Origin of the sequence: Angustibacter sp. Root456 (assembly GCF_001426435.1) — a bacterium.
Taxonomy (GTDB): Bacteria; Actinomycetota; Actinomycetes; order Actinomycetales; family Angustibacteraceae; genus Angustibacter.
The window spans coordinates 99,289-115,981 of record NZ_LMER01000002.1 but is presented as its reverse complement, the minus strand read 5'-3'; the positions used below and the strand labels follow the sequence as shown (position 1 = coordinate 115,981).

Annotated in this window: 17 protein-coding genes; 9 read left to right on the top strand and 8 right to left on the bottom strand. The window is 72.8% G+C overall.

Annotated elements, in window-relative coordinates:
- Nucleotides 1–12: 12 nt before the first annotated feature.
- Nucleotides 13–732, bottom strand: a complete 720-nt coding sequence (locus ASD06_RS03760) for an NAD-dependent epimerase/dehydratase family protein (RefSeq protein WP_200941864.1) — start codon at nt 730–732, stop codon at nt 13–15.
- A gap of 128 nt (nt 733–860) precedes the next feature.
- Entirely contained in the window at nt 861–1,328 is a 468-nt protein-coding gene (locus tag ASD06_RS03755) for a GNAT family N-acetyltransferase (protein ID WP_056673397.1), read from the bottom strand.
- Nucleotides 1,329–1,387: 59 nt separating this feature from the next.
- Here ASD06_RS03755 and ASD06_RS03750 point away from each other — a divergent pair, with 59 nt between their 5' ends.
- Nucleotides 1,388–1,642, top strand: coding sequence for an exodeoxyribonuclease VII small subunit (locus tag ASD06_RS03750; protein WP_056673393.1), 255 nt, complete (start codon nt 1,388–1,390; stop codon nt 1,640–1,642).
- 149 nt (nt 1,643–1,791) lie between these two features.
- Here ASD06_RS03750 and ASD06_RS03745 read toward each other — a convergent pair whose 3' ends face one another.
- Nucleotides 1,792–2,406, bottom strand: a complete 615-nt coding sequence (locus ASD06_RS03745; protein WP_056673390.1) for a DUF4245 domain-containing protein — start codon at nt 2,404–2,406, stop codon at nt 1,792–1,794.
- A 144-nt stretch (nt 2,407–2,550) separates the two neighbouring features.
- On the opposite strand from ASD06_RS03745, the gene glpX reads away from it, so the two are divergent.
- Nucleotides 2,551–3,597 (top strand): class II fructose-bisphosphatase, encoded by a 1,047-nt coding sequence (gene glpX, locus ASD06_RS03740; protein WP_056673388.1) that lies wholly within the window; start codon nt 2,551–2,553, stop codon nt 3,595–3,597.
- A gap of 1 nt (nt 3,598) precedes the next feature.
- On the top strand, nt 3,599–4,531 hold the full coding sequence (locus ASD06_RS03735; RefSeq protein WP_056673386.1) for a carbohydrate kinase: 933 nt from the start codon (nt 3,599–3,601) through the stop codon (nt 4,529–4,531).
- Here the strand turns inward: ASD06_RS03735 and ASD06_RS03730 are convergent.
- The gene (locus ASD06_RS03730; RefSeq protein WP_056673383.1) at nt 4,528–5,031 is read right to left on the bottom strand and encodes a metallophosphoesterase; all 504 of its coding nucleotides are present in this window, start codon (nt 5,029–5,031) and stop codon (nt 4,528–4,530) included. The two genes, ASD06_RS03735 and ASD06_RS03730, sit on opposite strands and share 4 nt — an antisense overlap.
- A 71-nt stretch (nt 5,032–5,102) precedes the next feature.
- On the opposite strand from ASD06_RS03730, the gene ASD06_RS03725 reads away from it, so the two are divergent.
- From ASD06_RS03725 to ASD06_RS03715, 3 genes are all read left to right on the top strand, one after another.
- On the top strand, nt 5,103–6,821 hold the full coding sequence (locus ASD06_RS03725) for a fumarate hydratase (protein ID WP_056673381.1): 1,719 nt from the start codon (nt 5,103–5,105) through the stop codon (nt 6,819–6,821).
- A gap of 7 nt (nt 6,822–6,828) precedes the next feature.
- A complete protein-coding gene (locus tag ASD06_RS03720) occupies nt 6,829–7,773 on the top strand; it encodes a TIGR03621 family F420-dependent LLM class oxidoreductase (protein WP_056673379.1) in 945 nt (314 codons plus the stop codon).
- A 105-nt stretch (nt 7,774–7,878) separates the two neighbouring features.
- Nucleotides 7,879–8,748 carry a GGDEF domain-containing protein gene (locus ASD06_RS03715; RefSeq protein ID WP_056673376.1) on the top strand — a complete coding sequence of 290 codons (870 nt, stop codon included), beginning with the start codon at nt 7,879–7,881 and terminating at the stop codon, nt 8,746–8,748.
- Here the strand turns inward: ASD06_RS03715 and ASD06_RS03710 are convergent.
- A complete protein-coding gene (locus tag ASD06_RS03710; RefSeq protein WP_056673476.1) occupies nt 8,728–9,621 on the bottom strand; it encodes a proline iminopeptidase-family hydrolase in 894 nt (297 codons plus the stop codon). The genes ASD06_RS03715 and ASD06_RS03710 overlap by 21 nt on opposite strands.
- A 90-nt stretch (nt 9,622–9,711) precedes the next feature.
- Nucleotides 9,712–11,430 (bottom strand): phosphatidylglycerol lysyltransferase domain-containing protein, encoded by a 1,719-nt coding sequence (locus ASD06_RS03705; RefSeq protein WP_157371485.1) that lies wholly within the window; start codon nt 11,428–11,430, stop codon nt 9,712–9,714.
- A 52-nt stretch (nt 11,431–11,482) separates the two neighbouring features.
- Here ASD06_RS03705 and ASD06_RS03700 point away from each other — a divergent pair, with 52 nt between their 5' ends.
- The 3 genes from ASD06_RS03700 (at nt 11,483) to ASD06_RS03690 (ending at nt 14,261) form a co-directional block, all read left to right on the top strand.
- Nucleotides 11,483–12,172: a DUF998 domain-containing protein gene (locus ASD06_RS03700; RefSeq protein ID WP_162248036.1), complete on the top strand. Its 690-nt coding sequence runs from the start codon at nt 11,483–11,485 to the stop codon at nt 12,170–12,172.
- Entirely contained in the window at nt 12,169–12,804 is a 636-nt protein-coding gene (locus ASD06_RS03695) for a carbonic anhydrase (protein WP_056673362.1), read from the top strand. Before ASD06_RS03700 ends, ASD06_RS03695 begins: the two co-directional genes overlap by 4 nt.
- A gap of 65 nt (nt 12,805–12,869) precedes the next feature.
- Complete coding sequence (locus ASD06_RS03690) at nt 12,870–14,261, top strand: class II fumarate hydratase (protein WP_056673358.1); 1,392 nt, start codon at nt 12,870–12,872, stop codon at nt 14,259–14,261.
- Nucleotides 14,262–14,301: 40 nt separating this feature from the next.
- On the opposite strand, the gene ASD06_RS19245 is transcribed toward ASD06_RS03690, so the two are convergent.
- Nucleotides 14,302–14,943, bottom strand: coding sequence for a hypothetical protein (locus ASD06_RS19245; RefSeq protein WP_200941863.1), 642 nt, complete (start codon nt 14,941–14,943; stop codon nt 14,302–14,304).
- 323 nt (nt 14,944–15,266) lie between these two features.
- Nucleotides 15,267–16,691, bottom strand: coding sequence for a PhoH family protein (locus tag ASD06_RS03680; protein WP_082537675.1), 1,425 nt, complete (start codon nt 16,689–16,691; stop codon nt 15,267–15,269).
- Nucleotides 16,692–16,693: the final 2 nt, after the last annotated feature.

The window sequence follows — 16,693 nt, the reverse complement described above, 5'->3', positions numbered from 1 at the left end:
TCCGAGAAATCGTCAGGCCGTCCGGTGCGTCGGGGTCTGCGCTGTTGAGGATGCGCGTGCCAGGTTCATCGCGCAGAACTCTACGAGCGCGGCCAGATTGACTGCTGCGGTCGGGTGGTTGAGTCCCCGGCCTGCATGAGCGAGCACTACGTGCGATCGACGGTCGAGCACACGCTTGGCGAAGACCCATTCGCGCGGGCGTGCGGCCCCAACACCGTGAATCCGCGAAGGCCGCAGGACGCTGACCCGCAGGTCAGAGTCCAGCAGAACCTGTTCAGCAGCCACCTTGTTGCGCCCGTATCCCTCGCGGGAGTCGTAGTCGATATCCGAGGCCGGCGCCACCGTCGGCTGCTCCTCAGTCACCGGAGCACCGAACTCAGGAGGCACATCGGAGTTGGAGTGTCGGCCCTGATCGTCGACGTAGACGGCCTTGCTTGAGATGAACACCATCGACCCGATGCTGTGACTGAACGGAAGAAGTAGTCGGGCATGGGCCGCGGTGTATCCGACGCAGTCGACCACGACCTCTGCACCTCGACGGAGCACATCGTGGAGGTCGTCGGCGTTGTAGCGGTCGGACTGGATGAACGTGACACCGGCGTCCCGTAGATCGTGCGGGAAACGGTGCTCGGTGAGCCCCGTGGACGTGACCTGCCAACCTGCCGAGACCAGTTGCCGCGAACACGCACTACCAACCTGCCCGTTGCCGCCCAGGACGATTGCTCTTCGCACCTCGGAACCCTACGACGAATGTTGAGACACACCCTTCGAGATGTCCTCTCGTGGGCCACGAGCGGACTTGGCGCACCCGGTTGCTGCCGGTCTCGGGGCAATCGACACGTCGGGACCCCCAGGGAGAGTCAGCCCTCTGGCTGCCAGCTGAGCGTCGGCTGGCGGCGCTCGGCGAACCCCAGCGAGCGGTAGAGGCCCTCGCCGTCCCTGCTCGCACTCAGCTGCACCCGGCCCGCGCCCTGCTCGACGAACCAACCGAGCAGGTCGCTCACCGCGGCGCGCGCGAAGCCGCGGCGGCGCCACCGCTCATCGGTGGCCACCGAGCTGATGTGACCCACGGGCCCACGGCGCGTGGGCGACGGCAGGCGCAGGTCGACCATGCCCACGGCGCACGCGGCCAGCCCTGCGCCGTCCGGGGCCTCGACGACGCTGGCGGCCAGCCGGCCGCCGCCCAGGTGCTCGACGAAGAAGCGGTGGCACTCGTGCACCCAGAGCCCGTCGTGGGACTCGCCCATCGACGCGAACATGACACCCCGTAGGCGGACCAGTTCGGCGACGTCGGCGGCGGTAGCCCGGCGGGCGAGGGGTGCGCTCATGTCCCCGAGCCTACGGACGGTGCGCCGATGGAGCCGACCTCGCCGGATAGGGTGCCGACGTGCCAGCCGCGAAGAAGAAGCCCGCCGACGACCCGCTCGACGAGCTCAGCTACGAGCAGGCCCGCGACGAGCTGCTCGACGTCGTCCGGCGCCTCGAGGCAGGCGGCACGAGCCTGGAGGAGTCGCTCGCCCTGTGGGAGCGCGGCGAGGCCCTGGCCGACCGCTGCCAGCGCTGGCTCGACGGCGCCCGCGCCCGCCTCGACCGCGCGCGCGACTCCGAGTCTGACTCCGAGTCCCAGTCCGAGTCCGAGTAGCGCGCGTACTGGGGCGTTCTCCTGCCACAACTCGTGGCGACTGGGTGCCCCAGCTGCCAACCTATGGCGACAGGGTGCCCCCGCGGTCAACCCACGGGAGGGCCCCCGCGGTCAACCCACGAGAGGGCGCGGGGGGTGGGGGCTGAGCGTCAGGGAGCCGGGCGCAGGCTGGCCGCCAGCACCGCGAGCTCGTCGAACGACGCGGTGCCGGTGACGATCGTGGTGACCTTGCCGCTGGTGAGCACCAGGCTGTTCTGGACGTTGCGTCCGCCGGAGTAGCGCTGCCACGTCTGGCCCGCCACCTGCTGGGTGCCGTCAGCCCGACCGTGGTTGGTCTGCTGCGCCACCCAGGCCCGGGGTGCGTCCTGACCCTGCTCGACGGCGGCGTACTGGTTGCTCGGGCTCTGGTAGCCGGCGTGCCAGGTGATGACGTCGGCCGTCGAACGCGTGGTGCGCACGCTCGTCGCCCGCCAGCCCTGGGGCAGTCCGGTGGGCACCGAGGGCGTGAACTCCACCTTCGTGGCGGCCACGCGCGCCCCCAGCCCGACGTCGACCGGCGGCTGGGTGACGCCGTTGACCCGCGGCACCATGAGCACCAGCACCACGACGATGGCCAGCACGACGGCGAGCGACAGCACCATCGAGGTCCACGGGGCGCGAGCGCGCCGGGCCCGCCGCACTGCGGCCAGCTCGCGGGCGCGCTCGAGCTCGTCGTCGGGTCGCACCGTCGGCTGACCGTCCACGGCACCGGGCTCGCTGCTCACGCTCCTATGGTCGCCGATCGCCGCCGGCTTCGTGACGGGGGGCGCGATCACCCCCGGCCGCTAGCATCGGCGTGCGCGCTCTCCCGGGGGGCGGCCCCCGCCCGACCGACGCCCGACCGACGCCCGACCGACGCGAGGAGAACCATGCCCGACGACCGCACCGAGTCCGCCGAGCTGCCGCAGGCCCTGCAGGTGACGCCGGAGCACCCCGACCGCAACCTGGCGCTGGAGCTGGTGCGCGTCACCGAGGCTGCGGCGATGGCCGGCGGCCGCTGGGTCGGCCGGGGCGACAAGAACGGCGCGGACGGCGCGGCGGTCGGCGCCATGCGCGCCCTGATCGGCACGGTGTCGATGAACGGCGTCGTGGTGATCGGCGAGGGCGAGAAGGACAACGCGCCCATGCTCTTCAACGGCGAGCAGGTCGGCGACGGGTCCGGCCCCGAGTGCGACGTCGCGGTCGACCCGATCGACGGCACCAGCCTGTGCGCGAACGGCCAGCCCAACGCCGTCGCGGTGATGGCCGTGGCCGAGCGCGGCTCGATGTACGACCCCTCCGCGGTGTTCTACATGGAGAAGCTCGTCACCGGCCCGGAGGCCGCGGACGCCGTCGACATCACGCTGTCGGTGGCCGAGAACATCGACCGGGTCGCCCAGGCGAAGAACGAGACGCCCGAGGACGTCACGGTCGTGATCCTCGACCGGCCGCGGCACGCGCAGATCATCGAGGAGGTGCGGGCCACCGGCGCCCGCATCCGCCTCATCTCCGACGGCGACGTCGCGGGCGCGATCATGGCGGCGCGGCCCGACACCGGCGTCGACCTGCTGCTCGGCATCGGCGGGACGCCCGAGGGCATCATCGCGGCCTGCGCGATCACGTGCCTCGGCGGCACCATCCAGGGCCGGTTGTGGCCCCGCGACGACGCCGAGAAGTCCAAGATGGCGGCCTCGGGCGACGAGCTCGGGCGGGTGCTGCACACCGGCGACCTCGTGAGCGGCGAGAACGTGTTCTTCGTCGCCACCGGCATCACCGACGGCGAGCTGCTGCGCGGCGTCCGGTACCGCGCGGGCGGAGCCACGACGCACTCGCTCGTGATGCGCTCCAAGAGCGGCACGATCCGCGTCATCGAGAGCCACCACCGACTCGGCAAGCTCAAGGCGTACAGCGCCGTGGACTTCGAGCACGGTCGCTGACATGACGGCACCCGTGCTCGTCGTGGGCGAGTCGCTGGTCGACGTCGTGGTCCGCGAGGGCCTCGACGGCGCCGAGCGCGTCGAGCGCCACGTGGGCGGCAGCCCGGCCAACGTCGCGATCGGCCTGGGCCGCCTCGGCCACGACGTCGCCCTGGCCACGTGCCTCGGTCGCGACGCCGACGGCGACCTGGTGCGGGCGCGGCTGGCCGAGGACGGCGTCCGGCTGATCGAGGGGTCGGCGTCCGCGGCCCGGACGTCGACCGCCACCGCCCGCCTGGACGCCACCGGCTCGGCCACCTACGAGTTCGACCTCGTCTGGGACCTCCTGCCCGTCGACGTCACCGACGCCGGCCACGTGCACACTGGCTCGATCGCCGCGGCCCTCATGCCGGGTTCGGCCGCCGTGAGCGTCGCCCTGCACGGTGCCCGCGCGCAGGGCGCCACGACGTCGTACGACCCGAACCTGCGCCCGGCGGTCATCGGCTCCGCGGACGACGAGCGGCCAGCCGTCGAGGCGCTCGTCGCCGCGTCCGACGTCGTGAAGGCCAGCGAGGAGGACGTCGCCTGGCTGTACTCGGCGCACACCGTCGAGCAGGTGGGTCGGCTGTGGCTCGACCTCGGGCCCTCGCTCGTGGTGGTGACCCTCGGCGGCGAGGGTGCGATCACGTGGCACCGCAACGCGCCGGATGCGCCGATCCGCGTTGCGCCGCAACGGGTGCAGGTGGTCGACACCGTCGGCGCCGGTGACTCGTTCATGTCCGGGCTGCTCTCGGGGCTGGTGGACGCCGGGCTGCTGGGTCACGGCCGTCGTGACTCGCTGCGGGCCAGCTCACCGGACGACGTCCGGCCGGCCCTCGAGCGCGCGGTGACGACGTCCGCGATCACCTGCTCGCGCGCCGGCTCGAACCCGCCCACCCGCGCCGAGCTTCCCTAGCGCGCCACGCGGTGCAGCGTCAGGTCGTGCAACCGGCCGTCGCTCACCGCGACCGTCAGGTACGTGCAGTGCGGCTGACGGCGCCGGTCAGTGGGTGAGCCGGGGTTGAGCAGCCGCAGCCCGGAGTCGGTCGTGCTGTCCCACGGGATGTGGCTGTGCCCGAACACCAGCACGTCGTCGCCTGGGAACCGCTCGGCGCACCGGCGTTCGCGACCCGCTGCGGGTCCCGTCTCGTGCACCACGGCGAAGCGCACGCCGTCGACCTCTACGCGAGCCACCTCGGTGAGCCGCTCGCGCAGCGAACCGTGGTCGTTGTTGCCCCACACCGCCACCAGTCGCCTGGCCCGAGCCTGCACGGCGTCCAGCAACCGCACGTCGACCCAGTCACCGGCGTGCACGACGACGTCGGCGCGCTCGACCTCGCTCCACACCTGGGCGGGCAGGTCACGCGCGCGCTTCGGCACGTGGGTGTCAGCGAGCAGCAGCAGCCGAGTGGTCACCGGCCCCAGTGAACCCCAGAACGCGCTCGGTAACCTGGTGAGGCCCCTCCCCTTCGTCGCCGAGGTTCACCATGCCCAGCCCTGAGTTCGTCTACGAGGACCTGCTGCCGATCGGCACCGACACCACGCAGTACCGCCTGCTGACGAGCGAGGGCGTGAGCGAGGTCGAGGGACCTGGCGGCCGGCGCTTCCTGCAGGTCGAGCCCGAGGCGCTGCGGCTGCTCACCGAGACGGCGATGCACGACATCGCGCACTACCTGCGGCCCGCGCACCTGGCGCAGCTGCGCTCGATCCTCGACGACCCCGAGGCCAGCAACAACGACAAGTTCGTGGCGCTCGACCTGCTGAAGAACGCGAACGTCGCGGCCGGCGGTGTGCTGCCGATGTGCCAGGACACCGGCACCGCCATCGTCATGGGCAAGCGGGGCCAGCACGTGCTCACCGCCGGCACCGACGAGCGGGCGATCTCGCAGGGCGTCTTCGACGCCTACACGCGGCTGAACCTGCGGTACAGCCAGATGGCGCCGATCACCATGTGGGAGGAGAAGAACACCGGGTCGAACCTGCCGGCGCAGATCGAGCTGTACGCCGACACGACGCCCGGCCACGAGACGTCGTACAAGTTCCTCTTCATGGCCAAGGGCGGCGGCTCGGCCAACAAGTCGTTCCTCTTCCAGGAGACCAAGGCGGTGCTCAACCCCGCGGGCATGCGGCGGTTCCTCGACGAGAAGCTGCGCTCACTCGGCACGGCCGCCTGCCCGCCATACCACCTGGCGATCGTCGTCGGCGGGACGTCGGCGGAGTTCGCCCTCAAGACCGCCAAGTACGCGAGCGCCAAGTACCTCGACTCACTCCCGACGACGGGTTCGCTTGCGGCGCACGGCTTCCGCGACCTCGAGCTGGAGCAGGAGGTGCTCGAGCTGACCCGGCAGTTCGGCATCGGCGCGCAGTTCGGTGGCAAGTACTTCTGCCACGACGTCCGGGTGGTGCGCCTTCCCCGTCACGGCGCCTCCTGCCCGGTGGCCATCGCCGTGTCGTGCTCGGCCGACCGCCAGGCGCTGGGCAAGATCACCGCCGAGGGCGTCTTCATCGAGCAGCTCGAGACCGACCCCGCACGGTTCCTGCCCGAGACCACGCACGAGACGCTGGCCGACTCCGACCTGGCCCAGCGCGCCCGGATCGAGTCGACGTCCGGTGACGACGTCGTGCGCATCGACCTGGGCCGGCCGATGGACGAGATCCGCGCCGAGCTGAGCCGCTACCCCGTCACCACGCGCCTGTCGCTCACCGGGCCGCTCGTCGTCGCGCGCGACATCGCGCACGCCAAGATCAAGGAGCGGCTCGACGCGGGTGAGCCGATGCCGCAGTACCTGCGCGACCACGCCGTCTACTACGCGGGGCCGGCCAAGACCCCCGAGGGCTACGCGTCGGGGTCGTTCGGGCCGACGACGGCCGGGCGCATGGACTCCTACGTCGACCAGTTCCAGGCGGCCGGTGGCTCGCTGGTCATGCTGGCCAAGGGCAACCGCAGCAAGGCCGTCACCGACGCGTGCGCCGCCCACGGCGGCTTCTACCTCGGCTCCATCGGCGGCCCCGCCGCGCGGCTGGCGCAGGACTGCATCAAGCACGTCGAGGTGCTCGAGTACGCCGAGCTCGGCATGGAGGCGGTCTGGAAGATCGAGGTCGAGGACTTCCCGGCGTTCATCGTGGTCGACGACAAGGGCAACGACTTCTTCGCCGCCACGTCCACGCCGCTCGCGACGACGATCCCGCGTCGGCCGGGTGCATGATCGGCGGATGACGAAGCCGTTCACCTTCCTGGCCGACGCCGCCGACGTCACGAGCGCGCGCGCCCTGGGTGAGCGGGCGCGCGCCGCCGAGGACCTCGGCATCACGACGTTCGTGCTGCCCGACCACCTCGTCGCGCAGCCGGCCCCGGTGCCGTACCTCGCCACCGTCGCCGCCCTCACCGAGCGACTGCGGATCAGCGCTTTCGTGCACAACAACGACCTGCGCCATCCTGCCGTCCTGGCTCAGGAGCTCGCCACGCTCGACGTCCTCTCGCAGGGACGTCTCGACGTCGCCATCGGTGCGGGGTGGAACGAGCCGGAGTACGCCGCGATCGGGCTGACCTTCGACCCCATCGGGGTGCGTCAGGCGCGCCTCGCCGAGGCCGTGCAGGTGCTCAAGGGCTGCTTCGCGCCCGGCCCCTTCTCGTTCGCCGGGCAGCACTACACGATCACCGGTTACGACGCGCAGCCCAAGCCGGTGCAGCAGCCGCACCCGCCCTTCTTCATCGGCGGCGGTGGGCGCACGACCCTCGAGCTGGCGGCCCGTGAGGCCCAGACGGTCGGCCTGGCCCCGCGGATCCTGCGCGCAGGCAGGCTCGACGCGCGCTCCCTCACGTGGGCCGCCACCGAGGAGAAGATCGGCTGGGTGCGCGAGGCCGCCGGTGCGCGCTTCGACGACCTGACCTTCAACGTCTACCCGTCGTCGTGGCCGGTCACCGTCACCGACGACCTGCACGGCGAGGTCGCTCGGGCGGCGGCCGCCCTGCGTGAGCGCACTGGCGTCGAGCTGACAGCCGACGAGGTGATCGACTCGCCTCACCTGTTCATCGGCTCGACCGAGCGGATCGTCGAGAAGCTGCTCGAGCTGCGCGAGCGCCTCGGGATCTCGTCGGTGCTCGTCGGTGACCTCGACCAGCTCGGGCCCGTCGTCGAACGGCTCGCCGGTACCTGACGCCGCCTGCACCGCGTCAGCCGCCGCCTCCAGTTGCATGGCGTGACGAAACTGACACAGTGTGTCGCGCAGACCACCGGGGCCGGACCAGAGCAAGGGGCTGACGTGGCGACGACCCACAGCACGGCTGCGCCAGGCGAGTTCCTCACCAGCGCCCAGAAGGTCCTCGACCATCTCGCCGCTGCGCGGCCGGACGCCGGCTGGGCCGCGAGCCAGGTCGTCCGCGGCGGCCACGCGGTGCTCGCAGTCAGCGGCCGCCCGGCTCGCGCGCGGGTGGGAGACGTCCTGACGCCCGGGGAGGGCGCGGTGCTCGCCCACCGCCTGGTCGGACGCGACGGCGAGGAGTTCGGAGGGCTGTGGGCCCTCGGCCTGCCGTCCGGCGACGCGCACGCCGGTCAGGCCCCGCTCGACCTGCTGGCCGACCTGCTCGCCACGATCCTGGAGAGCGACCTCGCCCGCGTCGCGAGCGCCCGACGCTCGCAGGTGCTGCACGAGCAGGCGCTGAGCGACGAGCTCACCGGCCTGCTCAACCGCCGCGGGTGGACCCAGGTGCTCGAGGCCGAGCCGAGCTACCCGGACGTCGACGCCGCGCCGGCCGTCATCGTCGTCGACCTCGACCGGCTGAAGGAGGTCAACGACGAGCAAGGCCACGTGGCCGGTGACGAGTACCTCCAGCTCGCCGCGGTGACGCTGTCGGCCGCCTGCCGCGAGGGCGACCTGGTGGCCCGCCTGGGCGGCGACGAGTTCGGCGTCCTGGTCGAGGGGTCAGCGGCCTGCGGTGTGGCCGCCGTCCGGCGGTTGGTCGAGCGGATGCGCGAGGCCCTGGACGCCGCGGGCGTGGCGGCGTCGATCGGGTGGGCGCCGTACGAGCCCCACGGCGGCCTCGTGCGCAGCTGGTGGCTGGCCGACCGCGCGATGTACGGGGAGAAGCAGCGCCGGCGGGCGCAGGTGGCCTCAGCCGTCGTGCTCGCGTAGGAACGCGCCGACGACGTCCAGCAGCTCCTGCGGCTGCTCGACGTGCGGCATGTGACTGGCACCGGCGACCACGTGGCTGCGCACGTCGGGCACGAGCTCGACGAACGGCGCCCACGTCTCCGGCTGGGCCTCGTCGTGCTCACCGGCCACCACGAGCGTCGGCACGCTCAGCTGAGCGAGCCGGTCGACCACCGACCAGCCGACCAGCGAGCCCACGACGTGGAACTCCGACGGGCCGTTCATGGTCAGGTACACCGTCGGGTCGGCGTCCAGGGCCGCGAACGTCGCCGCGACCTCCGGCGGGTTGGGCAGCACTCGGCACACGTGCCGGTCGTAGAACACCTGCATGGCCTCGTGGTACTCGGGGTCGTCGGTGGTGCCAGCGTCCTCGTGCCGGGTCAGCGCCTCCTGCACCGCCACGGGCAGGGCCGCGCGCAGCCGCCCGGCCGCCGCGAGCCACAGCTCGATGGACGCCGGGCTGTCGAGCACCGACAGCGAGCGGACGTCGTCGGGGTGGGCCAGCACGAACTCGGGCCCGAGCATGCCGCCCCACGACTGGCCGACGAGGTGGAAGCCGTCGGCGAGCTCGAGGTGGCGCACGAGCGCGGCGAGCTCGTCGACGAAGAGCCCGACGGTCCACAGCCCCGGGTCGGCGTCGGGCAGGTGGCTGCTGCGGCCGTTGCCGACCTGGTCGTAGTGGATCACGGTGCGCCCGTCGCCCACGAGGTCGGCGAGCGCCAGCAGGTAGTCGTGCGTGGCGCCCGGGCCACCGTGCACGACGACCACCGGCGCCGCGCCCGCCCGGGGCTCGGCCGGCGTGGCGGTGCGGTGCCACGTCGTGACCTCGGTGCCGTCCGGCAGCGTCCAGGTCATCGAGCCCTCGGTCACCGTCGCGCGGCCTGCGTCACCCGTCGTCGCCATGCGCCCGACCGTACCGGCCGGCAGCGCAGACCACGCGCCGGGTCAGCGGCGCGGGCGCAGCCAGCGCGACAGCGAGGGTCGCACGACGAACGCCTCGGCCTGCAGCGCGGCCACGGCGACGTGCGGCAGGTCGGCGGGGCGCGCGAAGCACACCATGCGGGGCACCCACGCCGGCTGGTACTTGGCGTTGGCCCGGTACAGCGACTCGATCTGCCACCAGCGCGACGCCCAGAGCAGCAGCGAGCGCCAGGCCCGCAGCACCGGGCCGGCGCCCACCTGGCCGCCGCGCTCGAGCGCTGAGCGGAACACCGCGAAGTTGAGCGACATCCGGCGCACGCCGAGGTCGCGCGCGTGCGCCGCCAGCTCCGTCACGAGGTACTCCATCGTGCCGTTCTCGCTGTCCTGCGAGCGGCGCATGAGGTCGAGCGAGAGGCCGTCGTCGCCCCACGGCACGAGCGACAGCACCGCCACCAGCCGCCCGTCGGCGTCCCGGGCGCGCACGACGACGACGTCGCCGTCGGCGGGGTCACCCACCCGGCCCAGGGCCATCGAGAACCCGCGCTCGACGTCGCCGTCGCGCATCGCGTCGGCCGCCTGGGCCACCTCGGCCAGCTGGTCGGCGCTGAGGTCGCGCTGGCGCCCGACCTCGCACGTGTAGCCGGCGCGGCGCACGCGCGAGACGGCCTGGCGCACCGACCGGCGCTCGCGGCCCTCGAGCGAGAACGTCGTGAGGTCGAGCACGGCCTCGTCGCCGATCTCGAGCGCGTCGAGCCCGGCTCGCACGAACGCCGTGGCGCCGTCCTGGCTGGCGCCGAGCACGCCCGGGGTCCAGGCGAAGCGGTCGGCCTCGTCGAGCCAGGCGGCGATGGCCCCGGGCCACGCCTCGGGGTCGCCGAGGGGGTCACCAGAGGCGAGCGTCACGCCTCCGACGACCCGGTAGGCCACGGCGGCCTTGCCACTCGGCGAGAAGACCACCGACTTGTCGCGACGCAGCGCGAAGTAGCCGAGCGAGTCGCGGCACCCGTGCCGCGCGAGCAGATCGCGCAGGCGGCGCTCGTCGTCGGGCTCGAGCACTGCGGGCTTGCGCCGGGGCGACAGCATGATGAGCAGCACCACGCCGACCGTGGCGACGCCCAGGCCCGTGAGGACGACGCTCGTGAGGTCACCGGCAGCCGGCCGCCGGTAGGGCAGGTCGGGGACGAAGCCGAACAGGCCGCGCACGGTCTCGCGGACGGCGACCCAGGAGTCGGCGTCCGGAGCCGTGCGGGCGGTGAGGGCCAGCCCGCTGAGCAGCGACACCACCGCGGTGAGCAACCCGGCCCGCAGCGCCAGCCACCGCGACGACGGCTCGGACTCGGCCCGGAACTCACCGCGGGTCCACACCAGCAGCGCGGCCACGGCGAGGTTGAGGCCGGCCGCCTCCCACGCCCGCGCCCGGGCGTAGAGCACGGCGGCGACCGCGACGATCCCGAGCACGACGCGCCACGCGCGCCGCTTGCGGCGGGCCAGGGCCCGGGCCAGCACCAGGCTCACGGCCGCCAGGGCCACCACCACCACGATCGTCGTGCCGTCGAGCAGCGCGTCGCCCAGCCGGTGGTGGGGCTGCTCGCCGGACCGGCTGAACAACGACACCAGGGAGAGCAGGGCGACGGCCCGCACGACCCACGCCATCGCCCGGGGGACGCGTCGGCGCAGCGACCGCGCGCGCGAGGCTGCGCTCGACCCCGGCGCCGCACCGTCCCGCTCCGTCGTGGCGCTCACGCCCACCACCCTAGAGGCGTCACGTCCGGGGACGTGGGGCACGATGCAGGGCGTGCCCAGCCTGCCGGCCTCCCGCGCCCTCGCGCCCTGGCTCGGCCTGGCGGCGGGCGTGCTGAACGTCAACTTCGTGCTCGAGACGGTGCTGGGCCACCCCGGTCCGATCGCCCGCACCGTCGTGAGCGATCTCGCGGTCGACGGGCACCCGTGGAGCTGGGCCTATCGGACGGCCGACGTCGCGTCCGCCGTGCTGCTGGTGATGCTGTGCGCGCTCGGCTGGCGAGCCGGCCGCGGCCGGCTGTGGCGCCTCGGCGTCGCGATGCTCGCCGTGTTCGCCCTGTCGACCCTGCTGGCCGTGGTGTTCCCCGAGCACTGTGCCGCCTCGGCCACCGAGTGCCCTGCCGCACGCGACCAGGGGTGGGGCGACGTCGCGCACGACGCCATCAGCACCCTGGGGACGACGTGCGGCGTGCTGGGCGCGGCGGTGCTCGCGATGGCGACCCGCCGGATCCCCCGGCTGCGGCCGGTGGCGGCGCTGCACGCCGCGGTCTTCGTGCTCGCCGGAGGGCTCGGGCTGCTGTTCGTGTGGGCCCAGACCACCGGCCACCTGGCGTGGCTCGGCTGGCCGCAGCGGGGGCAGATCGTCACGCTGTCGGCCTGGTACGTGGTGGTCGGGGTGAGCGTGGCGCGAATGGAGCACCTTCGTCGTGCGCGCGCTCCACGACCTGAGAAGATGCCGCCGTGACCGACACGCAGAAGACCCCAGCCGAGGCGTGGAGCGAGCTGTACGCGGGCAACACGCGGTTCGCGGAGGGGCAGTCCACCAACGCCGACCAGGACCTCGCCCGCCGCGCCGAGCTCGCCCAGTCGCAGCACCCGTTCGCCCTGGTGTTCGGCTGCGGCGACTCGCGAGTCGCCGCCGAGCTCGTGTTCGACCAGGGGCTCGGGCGCCTCTTCGTCGTCCGCACCGCCGGCCACGTGGTCGACTCCGGCGTGCTCGGATCGGTGGAGTTCGGCGTCGACGTGCTGTCGATCCCGCTCGTGGTGGTGCTGGGTCACGACTCGTGCGGAGCCGTCGGCGCGGGCCTGGAGTCGGTGAAGAGCGGCGTGCTGCCCAACGGCTTCCTCCGCGACATCGTCGAGCGCGTGATGCCCAGCGTGCTCGCGGCGCAGCGCGCGGGCCGGTCCAAGCCCGAGGACGTCGGCGCCGAGCACGTGCGCCAGACGGTGCGGCTGCTCGTCGACCGCTCCTCCGTGCTGGCCGAGGCCGTCGACCGGCGTGAGTGCGCCGTCCTCGGCCTGGTCTACGCCCTCGACGAGGGCCGGGTGCGCGTCGTCGACGTCGTCGGCGACCTCGACGTCACCGTGCAGGCCTGAGACCCGCGCGCGTTCCTCGCCGCCCCCCACGTGCTGGGCCGGCCGGTCGGGGCCACGATGGACCCATGGCCGACTTCAGGATCGAGCACGACACCATGGGCGAGGTGCGCGTCCCCTCCGACGCGCTGTGGGGGGCCCAGACGCAGCGGGCCGTTGAGAACTTTCCCATCTCGGGAGTAGGCGTCGAGCCGGCCGTCGTGCACGCCCTGGCCCGGATCAAGGCGGCGGCGGCGGTCGTCAACCAGCGGCTCGGCGTGCTCGACGAGGACGTCGCCCACGCGATCACCGCGGCCGCTCGCGAGGTCACCGAGGGGCGGCACGACGACCAGTTCCCCATCGACGTCTTCCAGACCGGCTCGGGCACCTCGACGAACATGAACGTCAACGAGGTCGTCGCGCGGATCGCGAGCAACGCCCTCGGGCGTCCGGTGCACCCCAACGACCACGTGAACGCCTCGCAGTCGAGCAACGACACCTTTCCCACCAGCCTGCACCTGGCGGCCACTGCCGCGGTCGTCGACGACGTCGTGCCTGCGCTCGAGCATCTCGCAGAAGCGTTGGAGCGCAAGGGCTCTGAGTTCGCCGACGTCGTGAAGGCTGGGCGCACGCACCTCATGGACGCCGTGCCGGTGACGCTCGGCCAAGAGCTCGGTGGCTACGCCGCCCAGCTGCGGCACGGCGTCGAGCGACTGCGGTCGTCGCTGCCGCGCGTGGCGGAGGTGCCGCTGGGGGGCACAGCCGTCGGCACGGGCGTCAACACCCCTCCGGGCTTCGCGGCGGCAGTGATCGAGGAGCTGCGTCAGTCGACCGGCCTGCCTCTCACCGAGGCACGCAACCACTTCGAGGCGCAGGGCTCGCGCGACGGGCTGGTCGAGCTGTCGGGGCAGCTGCGCACCGTGGCGGTCAGCCTGGTGAAGCTGTGCAACGACCTGCGGTGGATGGGTTCCGGGCCGCGAGCGGGCCTCGCAGAGGTGCACCTGCCCGACCTGCAGCCGGGGTCGAGCATCATGCCCGGCAAGGTGAATCCGGTGATCCCCGAGGCGACGCTCATGGTGTGCGCCCAGGTGATCGGCCACGACGCGACGGTGACCTTCGCCGGCGCCTCCGGCAGCTTCGAGCTCAACGTCATGATGCCGGTGATGGGACGCGCCGTGCTGGAATCCACGCGCCTGCTCGCAGCCGCGTCCCGCCTTCTCGCCGACCGCTGCGTCGACGGCCTCGTGGCCGACGTCGACCGGTGCCGTGAGCTCGCCGAGTCGTCGCCGTCGGTCGTGACCCCGCTCAACCGCTACATCGGCTACGAAGCCGCTGCGGCAGTAGCGAAGAAGGCCGTCAAGGAGCGCACGACGATCCGCCAGGCCGTGCTCGACCTCGGCTTCGTCGAGCGCGGCGACCTCACCGAGCAGCAGCTCGACGAGGCGCTCGACGTCCTGCGCATGACGCGTCCGGCGCAGTGACCGCGAAGGTCACTGCGCCGGACGCGCGAGCCGGCGGCCCTCAGTACCAGCCGCTGGCCTGGCTGTGGTTCCACGCCGCGCACGGCGTGCCGTACGACGCCTTGATGTAGCGCAGCCCCCACTTGATCTGGGTGACCGGGTTGGTGCGCCAGTCACTGCCGGCGCTCGCCATCTTGCCGCCGGGCAGCGCCTGCGGGATGCCGTAGGCGCCGGACGACGGGTTGCTGGCATGGGTGTTCCAGCCACTCTCCTTCTGCCACAACGAGTTGAGGCAGCCGAACTGGCTGGAGCTGAAGCCGAATTCGCTGAGCAGCGCACGGGCAGCCGAGCGCGGGTCGGCGCTGAGCAGGCGCTTGCGCTCGGCGGCGCGGCTCGCGCGCAGGCGCTCGGCGCGTCTGTCCCGCTCGGCCTTCGCGGCTGCGGCCTTCTGCTCGGCACGCTTCTTGAGCTTCGCCCGGTGCGCGCTCGCCGCGATCTCGCGGCGGCGGCTGTCGGCGACGGGCTTGGGGTCCTGCACCGTCGGCGTGGGCGTCGACGGCGCGAGCTGGACGCTCAGGCCGGTCGCGCTGGCCTGCGTGGTGGTGGTGGTGGAGGTGAGGACGAACCCGCCCGCGGCGAGGCCGGCGGCGGTCAGTGCGGTGAGGCTGGACAGGACAGGACGGCGCAGGGCGCGTCGGATCACGAAGTGCCTTTCGTCGGCCACGCCCCCGCGTGCGGTGACGGCGTGGTCTCGTCGCACCCCTTCCTGGACGTGGGTCGGCGCCGCTACGCGGCCCGATCCGAGGTGTGCGCACGCGGGCGCCCAGCGATCGTCGGCCGCCGGTCAGGCAGCCACCGTCGCGCCAGGGGTGCTTCGGTCTGCTACCCACCGTGCGCGAAGGTCATGAGATCGCAAAATCTCGATCCGGCCGTCAGCACGAATTTCTCGACGCAGCGTGCGGCGTGCTCACTCTGCGTCGACAAACGTGACGATCCTCACCGATTCCGGCAGCGGATCCGGGCCCCTCAGACCTCCAGGCCCTCCAGCAGGTCGGTGACCAGAGCAGCCACGGGCGAGCGCTCGGACCTGGTCAACGTGACGTGCGCGAAGAGCGGGTGACCCTTCAGCGCCTCGATCACCGCCGCCACGCCGTCGTGACGACCCACCCGCAGGTTGTCGCGCTGAGCCACGTCGTGCGTCAGCACCACCTTGGAGTTCTGCCCGATCCGCGAGAGCACCGTGAGCAGGACGTTGCGCTCGAGCGACTGCGCCTCGTCGACCACCACGAACGCGTCGTGCAGCGAGCGGCCCCGGATGTGGGTCAGGGGCAGCACCTCGAGCATGCCGCGGTCCATGACCTCCTCGACGACCTCGCTCGACACGAGCGCGCCGAGGGTGTCGAACACCGCCTGGGCCCAGGGGTTCATCTTCTCGGACTCGCTGCCCGGCAGGTAGCCGAGGTCCTGCCCGCCCACGGCGTACAGCGGCCGGAAGACGATGACCTTGCGGTGCTGGCGCCGCTCCATCACGGCCTCCAGCCCCGCGCAGAGCGCGAGCGCGCTCTTGCCGGTGCCCGCGCGGCCACCGAGGCTGACGATGCCGACGTCCGGGTCGAGCAGCAGGTCGAGGGCGATCCGCTGCTCCGCACTGCGACCGTGCAGCCCGAAGGCGTCACGGTCGCCGCGCACCAACCGCACGCCCTTGTCGGCGGTCACCCGACCGAGGGCGCTGCCACGCTCGGACACCAGCACCACGCCGGTGTGGCACGGCAGCTCGGTCTGCTCGGGCACACAGGCCCCTGCGGCCCGCAGCGCCGTGAGGTCGAGCTGGCCGTCGTCGTACAGCCGGGCGACGTCGTCCGCCGAGACCTCCAGCTCGGCCATGCCGGTCCAGCCGGAGTCGACCGCGAGCTCGGCGCGGTACTCCTCAGCGCGCAGGCCCACCGCGGAGGCCTTGACGCGCATGGGCAGGTCCTTGCTCACGAGGGTCACGTCCGAACCCTCACCGGCGAGGTTCTTGGCCACCGCGAGGATGCGAGAGTCGTTGTCGCCCAACCGGAACCCGGCCGGCAGCGACGTCGGGTCGGTGTGGTTGAGCTCGACCCGCAGCGTGCCCCCGCCGTCGAGGGCGAGGGGTGCGTCCAGGCGGCCGTGCTGCACGCGCAGGTCGTCGAGCAGCCGCAGCGCGGTGCGCGCGAAGTAGCCCAGCTCAGGGTGGTGCCGCTTGGCCTCCAGCTCGCTCACGACCACCACGGGCACGACGACCTCGTGCTCGGCGAAGCGCAGCATCGCGCGCGGGTCGGACAGCAGCACGGAGGTGTCGAGCACGAACGTCCGTCGGTCAGTGGCCACTTCGACTCCCCTGGCCGGGCACGTGCCCGGCGTCGCTCGCGGGTCAGGTGCCGGGACCAAGCCCCCACGGGGCCGGGAGCCGGCCCCTTCCGCGGCCATCA

What these genes read in the sequence shown, in the direction of transcription:
- ASD06_RS03690 (WP_056673358.1), top strand. Translation starts at nt 12,870, where the DNA reads ATGGCCGACTTCAGGATCGAGCACGACACCATGGGCGAGGTGCGCGTC.
- ASD06_RS03735 (WP_056673386.1), top strand. Translation starts at nt 3,599, where the DNA reads ATGACGGCACCCGTGCTCGTCGTGGGCGAGTCGCTGGTCGACGTCGTG.
- ASD06_RS03755 (WP_056673397.1), bottom strand. Translation starts at nt 1,328, where the DNA reads ATGAGCGCACCCCTCGCCCGCCGGGCTACCGCCGCCGACGTCGCCGAA.
- ASD06_RS03725 (WP_056673381.1), top strand. Translation starts at nt 5,103, where the DNA reads ATGCCCAGCCCTGAGTTCGTCTACGAGGACCTGCTGCCGATCGGCACC.
- ASD06_RS03680 (WP_082537675.1), bottom strand. Translation starts at nt 16,691, where the DNA reads ATGGCCGCGGAAGGGGCCGGCTCCCGGCCCCGTGGGGGCTTGGTCCCG.
- ASD06_RS03710 (WP_056673476.1), bottom strand. Translation starts at nt 9,621, where the DNA reads ATGACCTGGACGCTGCCGGACGGCACCGAGGTCACGACGTGGCACCGC.
- ASD06_RS03720 (WP_056673379.1), top strand. Translation starts at nt 6,829, where the DNA reads ATGACGAAGCCGTTCACCTTCCTGGCCGACGCCGCCGACGTCACGAGC.
- glpX (WP_056673388.1), top strand. Translation starts at nt 2,551, where the DNA reads ATGCCCGACGACCGCACCGAGTCCGCCGAGCTGCCGCAGGCCCTGCAG.